Here is an 8860-nt window from a genome sequence, read left to right as displayed (position 1 = left end):
TACAACCGCATCTTTTTCTTTCAATTCGAAAGTATAAGCATCAGCCGCAAGCTCTTTACCATTCAAGACTTTCTTAGCCTTGATTGTCGCGCTTGTTGAAGCGGCTTTATAAGTGTTAGTGAAAGTAAGATTATCAGCACCTGTTGCAGTTGCAACAAGTTGACCTTGGCCGTTATCTTTAACGACTACTGTTACTTCATAAGCATTTGGATCGTATTCAACTCCGGCTACATCACCAGCTTTTTCAGAAATAGTGAATGTACGAGTTTCCTCTTTTGTGAACGTAAGTTCTGGGAATTGAATCTTACCGTTTGCATCATTTGAAACAGTATGGAGAACTGTTCCGTTTTCTTTCAACTCAAATTCAAATTTGCCAGCCTCAAGAGCTTTACCCTTTAAGACTTTCTTAGCTTCAAGTTGCAGTTTTGCTTCTTTAGCAGCGTATGAGTTTGTAAATTCTTTCTTAGAATCTTCAAATTTGACGCTCGCTAATTTTTCACCCAAAACATCTTTTACTGTTACAGTCGCTTTAAGGACGTTCGCATCATAAGTGTATCCAGGTTTGTTATCATTAACTTCTTTAATGGTATAGTTAAAAGTTCCTGCTTCTTTGTATTTGATTGCCTCGAACTTCACTTTACCATTCTCATCATTTTTGACAGTTTGTAAAACACTACCCTGATCATCTAGAAGTTGGAAACTAAATGCATCTTTTTCAAGAGTCTTACCATTAAGTTTCTTAGTCACTTCTAGAGCAACCTCATCCGATTTGGCACCTACACCAATACCGTCAGTAGTTGTAATTGGTGCAAAACCTTCAAATTCTATTGGTTGGGCTTCCTCGTTTGTAGTGACAGTTACATTGTTCAATACACGTTTAGTGACTGGATTGACTGGTTTAGTCAAACGAGTACGATACATGATATAAAGCCCTTTATGATCTAAGGTTCCATTACCATTAGGTGTAATTGAGAAATGGTTCTTATCTGTTACTTGAACATGAGCCTTATCAAGTGATGATCGTCCGTAACCATTTTCCCAATCTGGGAAGTAGTAACCAGTAATATCACTCGCAAGAACTTGCCCATCAGGAATAGTATCTTGGATATTTACACCAGTGTATGATTTTGCATAACGGTTAACACGGATACGCCAGTTTACATAGTTAGGGTCGTCTGAATCTTGAACTCCCCATTTAGTAAATCCAGTTGGGTCAACGTCTGGAACGATACGAGTCAAATGATAAACTCCTGCACCAGGAATGTTGATTTCATATTCCTTATTCTTTTCAACATGGTCCGCCCACACTACAGTAAATGATGCAACAATTTGCTTGTTCTCATTAAACTTCTTAAAGTACTCTTCGTTTGTTACTGTAATCTTAGCAGTATTCGTTGCCTTCTCTGTTGTCAGTGTTGCAATCGTTTCACCGTTCGGAGCTTTCAAATCTGTAGTAGAATCTACTTCGATTTTAAACTCATTTGGAACGTGATAAACCATGAAATCACCGTTTTTCAGAGTTACATTGTCTGGGAATGCGTAAGTTGTTTTAAGATAGAACTTACCTTCACCATATTTGGCATGATCGACTAATCGGTTCGTATTAATCGTCGGTTCTGTAGTCAAAGTGTACTCTGATTCAGTTTTTTCGGCAGCACTAACAATGCTATTCAACCTTAGCAAAGGTACAAAGACCGACACTACTAGTAACAAGGCCATCAAGCCATGAAAGAGTTTTTTATTTCTCTTCGTCACTACATTATCCTCCTTATTGTCTATAATGGTTCAATTATATTATACAGAAAATTTACATAATGTCAACTGAAATGATTCGATTTTTATATTAACTTATCATATGGATGGATAAGTCAGTCAATCGGGCGTCCACATAAGCTTTGAAACAATTAAATCCAAGCAAGGATTTCACTTGTATTTAATATATACTAATTTCCTAAAGAGCTATGTATTCAATCCCAATTCTACTAAGATTTGTCGCTTGTAGGCAATCTTTTGGATTTCTTTGTCTTCACCTTCAGACCACTCTAGTTTAATTTCTGAGACAATCTGTCCCGGCCGATTTTTCAAGATATAGATGCGGTCGCTGAGATTGAGGGCCTCTTCGATGCTATGCGTGATGATCAAGGTTGTCAGCTGCAACTGTTTGTGAATCTCCAGATACCAAGCATGGAGTTCCATCTTGGTCATCTCATCCAAGGCGCTGAAAGCCTCATCTAAGAGAAAGAGCTTGTGCCCGAAAAGGTAGGTACGCAGCAAGGCCACACGTTGCCGCATCCCTCCACTCAATTCATGAGGATACTTGTCCCTTACGGCTATCAACTGGAAGGTCGCAAGGATGTCATCCGCTCGAGCAATGGCTTCTGTCTTGTCAACCTTTTGAATCAAGAGGGGCAGGATGATATTGCCAAGGACTGTCTTATGCTCCAAGAGGAGATCCTTTTGCAACATATAACTCACGCGCCCCTTAGGATTTTCCTCGCCGTCAAGGACAATTCGCCCTGACTGGACTTCTAAAATCCCAGCGATTAGGTTAAAGAGGGTGGTCTTTCCAACACCACTTGGGCCTAAAATAGAGACCACCTCACCCGCAGTGACTTTCAGATTGATATCCTCTAAAATCCTCTCCTGACCATAGGCATAACTTACATGTTCTAGTCTAATCTCTGTCATTATTTCACAAATTCGTTGGTGAAGCCCTTGTCTGTCAAGTCTTCTTTAAGAATACCATTTTCTTTATCCCATTTGTAGAAGGCATTCCAGCGAGCAGCATCAAATTGTCCCCATTTTTCCTTGTCGCTTGCATATTCTTTTGACAAGTATTTTTGAGATTCGATGACAAAGTCACGTTTTTCCTTGAGTTCAGGTGCGTTCTTAATGAGGATATCTGCAGCTTCTTCTGGGTGTTCCATAGCATATTGGTAGCCTTTTTTAATAGCTTGGATGACTTTGCGAGCTTCTTCTTTGTTGTCTTTTAGATAGTCATTGTTTGCGATGATAACGGGTGAGTAGTAGTCAAACTCTTTTACATAGTCTTTCAAGTACATGAAGTTAGCATCTACGCCTTGCGATTTGGCAAGGATACCATCCCAACCGTAGTAAATCCAAGCGGTGTCAAAGACGCCATTGGCAATCGGTGTAATCGAGTTTGAGTCATTGTTTGGTACTTTTTCGACCTTCTCGAAGTCTCCACCTTGTGATTCTACCAAAGTTTTCAACATAGCAAGCTCCGTTGGGTCATTCCAAGTACCGTATTTCTTACCAACCAAGTCTTTTGGACTGGTGACATTATCAGATTTACGAGAAATGATTCCTGATGTATTGTGCTCAACGATAGCTGCAACGGCAGTGATTCCTGCACCTTTTTCCAATTTTTTAGCCATGTAGTCTTGGAAATAGATGGCAAATGGTGCCTTGCCATTAATCACCAAGTCAGAAGAACTTTCTTCTGGTGGCAATTTCAAGTCAACATCCACTCCAGCTTCTTTAAAATAACCTTTTTCCTTGGCAACATAAAGCCCTGTGTGGTTAGTGTTTGGTGTCCAGTCTAGGATAAAGTCAATCTTTTTGACTTCTGCTTCTTTTTTGTCCTTAGAAGCAGTCCCTTGACCACAAGCCACCAGCATGACAGCTACAAGAGCTGTCACAAGCGTTAAAAACACTTTCCATGTTTTCTTCATTTTCATTTCCTCTTTTCTTTTTCTAAAACGCTCTATTTAAGTACGTTTCCATTTAATCACGTATTTTTCACTAATATCGACCAGCTTCATACCCAAAAGGCTGATAATCGACACCAGAATAATAATGGCAAACATGGTATCATACTGAAACAGTTTCTTGGACTGAATCATGTAGACACCTAGTCCTTCAAAGCCTCCTAACCACTCAGATACCACTGTTGTGATAAAGGCGTAGGAGACACTGACCCTCAGACCTGCATAAAAGTAAGGCAGACTGACCGGGATTTTAAAATGCCACAGGATTTGCCAAGGATTTGCCCGCATCAGACTAAACAAGGTCAGCATATCCTTGTCACAGTGCCTAAATCCATCCAAAATACTGACGATGATAGGGAAGGTTGTCGTCAAGATTATCAAGACAATCTTGGGCAAAATTCCATAGCCTAGCCACAAGACCAAGATAGGAGCTATAGCAATGGTCGGAATGGTCTGAACAACCACCATCATAGGGTAGATAAGATCATTGATCCAAGTTAGACTATCCATAAGCACCGCCATGAGACAAGCAATCAAGACTCCTAAAACCAGCCCCAGCAAAGCCACTCTCAAGGTCGCCCAGCTATGGTGCCAGAGAAATTCTCTGTCACGAGCAAAGGACTGGAGGATCTCAAGAGGGGTTGGCAGGATAAACTTGGGTAAAAGTTTGAATATTCCCGCTAACTGCCAGATTGACAAGACTCCTAGAAAACCAAATAGACTAATGTGACGTCTCAGTATACTTTTCAAGTTTCTCATCGATGCTTAAAATCTCTCCTACATTTATTTTGACATTGGCAAAGACATTATCTGCCTCCTGCCCTGCCACTTCTAACGCTTCTTTGAGAATACGCATGAGCTCATCAAACTCCCCTTCCAAGACCGTTTCAAAGGGTGTCACCACCATGGTCACGGACTGCGCCTGCAGATAAGCAATAACCTGATCGATAATAGCAATTCGATCAATCCCCTGTGATAGGGGCAAGACTTGCAAGGCAATGCTTGCTTTCATAAAAACCTCCTTTTCTCAGGCTTCCTTTTGACAAAAAGAAAACCTCTTCCATATATGGAAAAGGTGCAGAATTCGGCTAAGTATCGTTCCCTACGCTGGCATTACCCAGATCAGGTGCGGTCGAAGTTTAACACTTCCTCTCAGACTGTACACAGACTCCCATATCTTATATGGACATATAGTAACGCAAATACAAGGAAAAGTCAAGGAAACTGCTTACAGAAAATCATGAAAAAGAGTTTGAAGTCAAATGCTTCAAACTCTATCCTAGCTTTCTTATTTAGCCTCGTACCAGGTTGCCCCTTCATTTTCATCTGCGATAAGGGGAACACTGAGTTGGATGGCTTCTTCCATGGTTTGTTTCACCAGTACTTTGACGGCTGCTAGTTCTGATTTCGGAACCTCGAGGACGATTTCATCATGCACTTGCAAGAGCATCTTGGTCTGATAGCCACCTTCAACTAGAGCTTTGTCTAGCTGGATCATAGCAATCTTGAGAATATCTGCTGCCGAACCCTGGATAGGAGAGTTGATGGCAGTCCGCTCTGCAAAACCACGAATGTTGAAGTTGCGCGAATTAATATCTGGCAACTCACGACGACGCTTGAAGAGAGTCTCTACATAACCCTTATCACGCGCCTCACGCACCACTTCATCCATGTAGTTTTTAATACCTGGGAAGCGTTCAAAGTAAGTGTCGATGTAGGCTTTAGCCTCTTTACGGCTGATGCCTAGATTATTAGACAAGCCAAAGTCTGAAATTCCGTAAACCACTCCAAAGTTTACCGCCTTAGCATTACGACGGTCGTTTGGAGTCACATCTTCAGGACGTTCAATTCCAAAGACCCGCATGGCCGTCGAGGTATGGATATCTGCCCCCTCTTGAAAGGCCTTAATCAAGTGCTCATCCTTAGAAATATGAGCCAAAACGCGCAATTCAATCTGTGAATAGTCCGAGCTGAGCAGCACACTATCCTCCCACTCAGGCACAAAAGCCTTACGAATGAGACGGCCTTGTTCCAAACGCACAGGAATATTTTGCAAGTTTGGATCTACACTAGACAGACGCCCAGTCTGAGTCAAATCCTGCACGTAGCGCGTGTGGATCTTGCCATCATCCAAAATCCAGTCCTGCAAACCAATCACATAGGTAGATTGAATCTTAGCAATCTGACGGTAGTCTAGAATTTTTTTAACAATCGGAGCAATAGGAGCTAGTCGCTCTAGCACATCCACGGCTGTCGAGTAACCTGTTTTGGTTTTCTTAGTGTATTCTAGAGGAAGACCCAGTTTTTCAAAGAGAAGCACGCCCAACTGCTTAGGGGAGTTGATATTAAACTCCTCACCAGCTAGCTCATAAATCTCTTGAGTGAGTTGCTCAATGACGACCTCATTTTCAGCCTGCATCTCAAGTAGGGTTTCTTTTTTGACCTTGATCCCAGCAATTTCCATCTTAGCAAGGACAAAAGCCAGAGGTTGCTCCATGTCATAGAGAAGGTCTGATTGTCCATGTTCACTGAGTTTTTCAAGTAAAACAGGCTCAGTCTCAACCAATACAGCAACCTTGCGAGCCAAGTGCTCCAAGAATTTCTCTCTCTCAGGGATGGCTTTCTTGACCCCCTTACCGTAGAAAGTCTCATCATCGACCAAGTAAGTCTGGCCATAGAGATTCGCAATGGTTGAAATTTCATTGTTCTCGACTGTTGAGAGGAGGTATTTGGCCAAACGACTGTCAAAAGCAGGTTCCTGGAGATTCAAGCCCAAACGATTTAAAAGAACCTTCGCTTTCTTAAAGTCATACACTTTCAGAGGTGTTTTTTCTAAAAATTCCTTGAAAATCGGCTCCTGCAAGAGCTCAAGTTTGTCTGTAGCGTAAAGTTTATCTCCGCAGGACCAGGCAAAACCAACCAAGTCATCTGTATGGTAGTTCTCACCAAAGAGTTCAAAGTGGAAGATAGAGTCGGAACTCAGCATGTCTTGACTGACGTGGTCAACGATAGTGAAATCCAAGCTCTCAGGCGCATCCTTCGACGAAACATTTAAAGCTTGTTTGAGCTGTTTGAAGCCCATCTCATCGTAGAATTTCCCGAGATTTTCCACATCTGGGCCATTATAGACCAAATCATCTAGGCCAATCTCAATCGGTGCCTTGGTATCAATGGTCGCCAGTGTTTTTGACAAAAAGGCTTGTTCCTTGTCATTGATGAGATTTTCCTTCATCTTAGAAGCCTTCATCCCATCGATATTTTCATAAATACCCTCGAGCGAACCATGTTCCAGCAAGAGCTTGATACCCGTCTTTTCACCGATTTTCGTGACACCAGGGATATTATCAGACTTATCCCCCATAAGGGCCTTGAGGTCTATAAACTGAGCTGGTGTGAGGCCCATCTTTTCCATGAGATAGTCTGGCGTAAAGGCCTCAAACTCAGCCACACCTTTCTTGGAAATCTCGACCACCGTATGCTCATCTGTCAACTGGATCAAATCCTTGTCTCCGCTAACGATTGTCACATCGAAGGAATCCTTCTCAGCCAAGCGACCTAGGGTCCCAATGATATCATCTGCTTCATACTGGGCCAACTCATAATGGCGAATCCCAAGATGGTCTAACAGCTCACGAATGAAGGGAAATTGCTCACGAAACTCATCTGGAGTTTTAGCACGCCCCCCCTTGTAGTCTGCATACATCTCTGTTCGAAAAGTCGTCTTACCAGCATCAAAAGCTACCAAAACATGGCTGGGTTCAACTCTCTCCAAGACATGATTCAACATGAGTTGAAAGCCGTAGATTGCATTGGTATGAAGACCATTAGCATTTTTAAAACGATCTAGTTGCTGATAAAGCGCAAAAAAAGCTCGAAAAGCAACAGAAGATCCATCAATTAATAATAATTTTTTCTTGTCCATACACCCATTATAAAGGAAAGCAAGGAAAAATACCATCGGAAAGAGCTGAAAAACTTGGACTTATCCCTATTTCACCATAAAAAAGAAAAGGACCATTCAAATCCTTTTCTTTTATCGATTTCATGCGATTTATTTGTTCAATTTTCTCTTTGCAAATGGTAGCAAACCAAGAAGGAGACCAACAAATCCTAGCGATGCAACTGCTGAAGCATCTTGGCTTCCCGTATTTGGAAGGAATTGTTCATCTGTTGCTGCAGGCGCTTTGTAGGTACGATCTTGTTCAGTTCCAAGAGTAGGGTTTGTAGCCAAAGGAGCTACACTGCCAGTATATTCTAGAACTTCGTTTACTGCTGGAGCACCGCTTTCTCCATAAACTGGAACATTCGCTACTGCTGGAGCACCGCTTTCTCCATAAACTGGGACATTCGCTACTGCTGGAGCACCGCTTTCTGCATAGGCTGGAACACTCGCTACTGCTGGAGCACCGCTTTCTCCATAAACTGGAACATTCGCTACTGCTGGAGTACCGCTTTCCCCATAAACTGGAACATTCGCTACTGCTGGAGCACCGCTTTCTCCATAAACTGGGACATTCGCTACTGCTGGAGCACCGCTTTCTGCATAGGCTGGGAGTTCATTTACAGCAGCTTCTACCGCATTTGCACCTTTGTTGTATTCTGGCAACTCTGCAGTTGCAGCTTCTACTGCGTTCACCCCACCTTTAAAGTCTTCAATTTCAAGAACAGCTGACATAACACTACTTAGAGTCTTAATAGCATCCTCATAGTCTGCTAAAGCTTGTTGCAAGTCTTTTACTTGACTATTTTTGTCACCAGAAACTTGCAAACTTGACAATTGCACTTTAATCTTAGCAACTTGCTCTTCTAATTTACTTAGCTCAAGTTTTTTCGCATTACTATTTTCTTCCGCCGCTTCCTTGTCCGCTGTAGCCAGTTTAGCTTGGTCTTGGCTTGAAAGTTGAGATTGAGTTTTTGCTTCGGCTCGTGTTACCTGATCGCTGTCTTCTGCCAAGAAATCTGCCAGTAAGTCGGACGCTTCGATATCTCCATCTTCGATAGCTTTCAAGATAGCATCCTTACCAATCACTTCTTTAGCTGCCTTAATAGCTGCTTCCTTATCAGTGATAGTAGCATCTTTGTTGATGTCGTCAATGGTGGATTTTTCAATTTTTTCTAAGGTAGCGATT

The 8860-nt window shown here is 42.1% G+C and carries 7 protein-coding genes; all 7 read right to left on the bottom strand.

Annotation, left to right across the window (positions count from 1 at the left end; translation table 11 throughout):
* Window positions 1-1755: Spy0128 family protein (locus A0739_RS07425; protein WP_231082578.1), on the bottom strand; the 1755-nt coding region annotated here is incomplete at its 3' end.
* Window positions 1756-1959: 204 nt separating this feature from the next.
* Window positions 1960-2688: an ABC transporter ATP-binding protein gene (locus A0739_RS07420; RefSeq protein ID WP_061587556.1), complete on the bottom strand. Its 729-nt coding sequence runs from the start codon at window positions 2686-2688 to the stop codon at window positions 1960-1962.
* Window positions 2688-3695 carry an ABC transporter substrate-binding protein gene (locus A0739_RS07415; protein ID WP_061587555.1) on the bottom strand — a complete coding sequence of 336 codons (1008 nt, stop codon included), beginning with the start codon at window positions 3693-3695 and terminating at the stop codon, window positions 2688-2690. Before A0739_RS07415 ends, A0739_RS07420 begins: the two co-directional genes overlap by 1 nt.
* A gap of 36 nt (window positions 3696-3731) precedes the next feature.
* Window positions 3732-4490 (bottom strand): ABC transporter permease, encoded by a 759-nt coding sequence (locus A0739_RS07410; protein WP_061587554.1) that lies wholly within the window; start codon window positions 4488-4490, stop codon window positions 3732-3734.
* The gene (locus tag A0739_RS07405; protein WP_007518133.1) at window positions 4453-4743 is read right to left on the bottom strand and encodes a thiamine-binding protein; all 291 of its coding nucleotides are present in this window, start codon (window positions 4741-4743) and stop codon (window positions 4453-4455) included. The genes A0739_RS07410 and A0739_RS07405 overlap by 38 nt, the downstream gene beginning before the upstream one ends.
* 276 nt (window positions 4744-5019) lie before the next feature.
* Window positions 5020-7653: a DNA polymerase I gene (gene polA, locus A0739_RS07400; RefSeq protein ID WP_061587553.1), complete on the bottom strand. Its 2634-nt coding sequence runs from the start codon at window positions 7651-7653 to the stop codon at window positions 5020-5022.
* A gap of 129 nt (window positions 7654-7782) precedes the next feature.
* Window positions 7783-8860: SIALI-17 repeat-containing surface protein (locus tag A0739_RS07395; protein WP_155718976.1), on the bottom strand; the 1078-nt coding region annotated here is incomplete at its 5' end.

It is taken from the genome of Streptococcus oralis (genome assembly GCF_001588645.1).
In the GTDB taxonomy this organism is placed as follows: Bacteria; Bacillota; Bacilli; order Lactobacillales; family Streptococcaceae; genus Streptococcus; species Streptococcus oralis_AB.
This window is presented reverse-complemented; position numbering and strand designations above follow the sequence as displayed.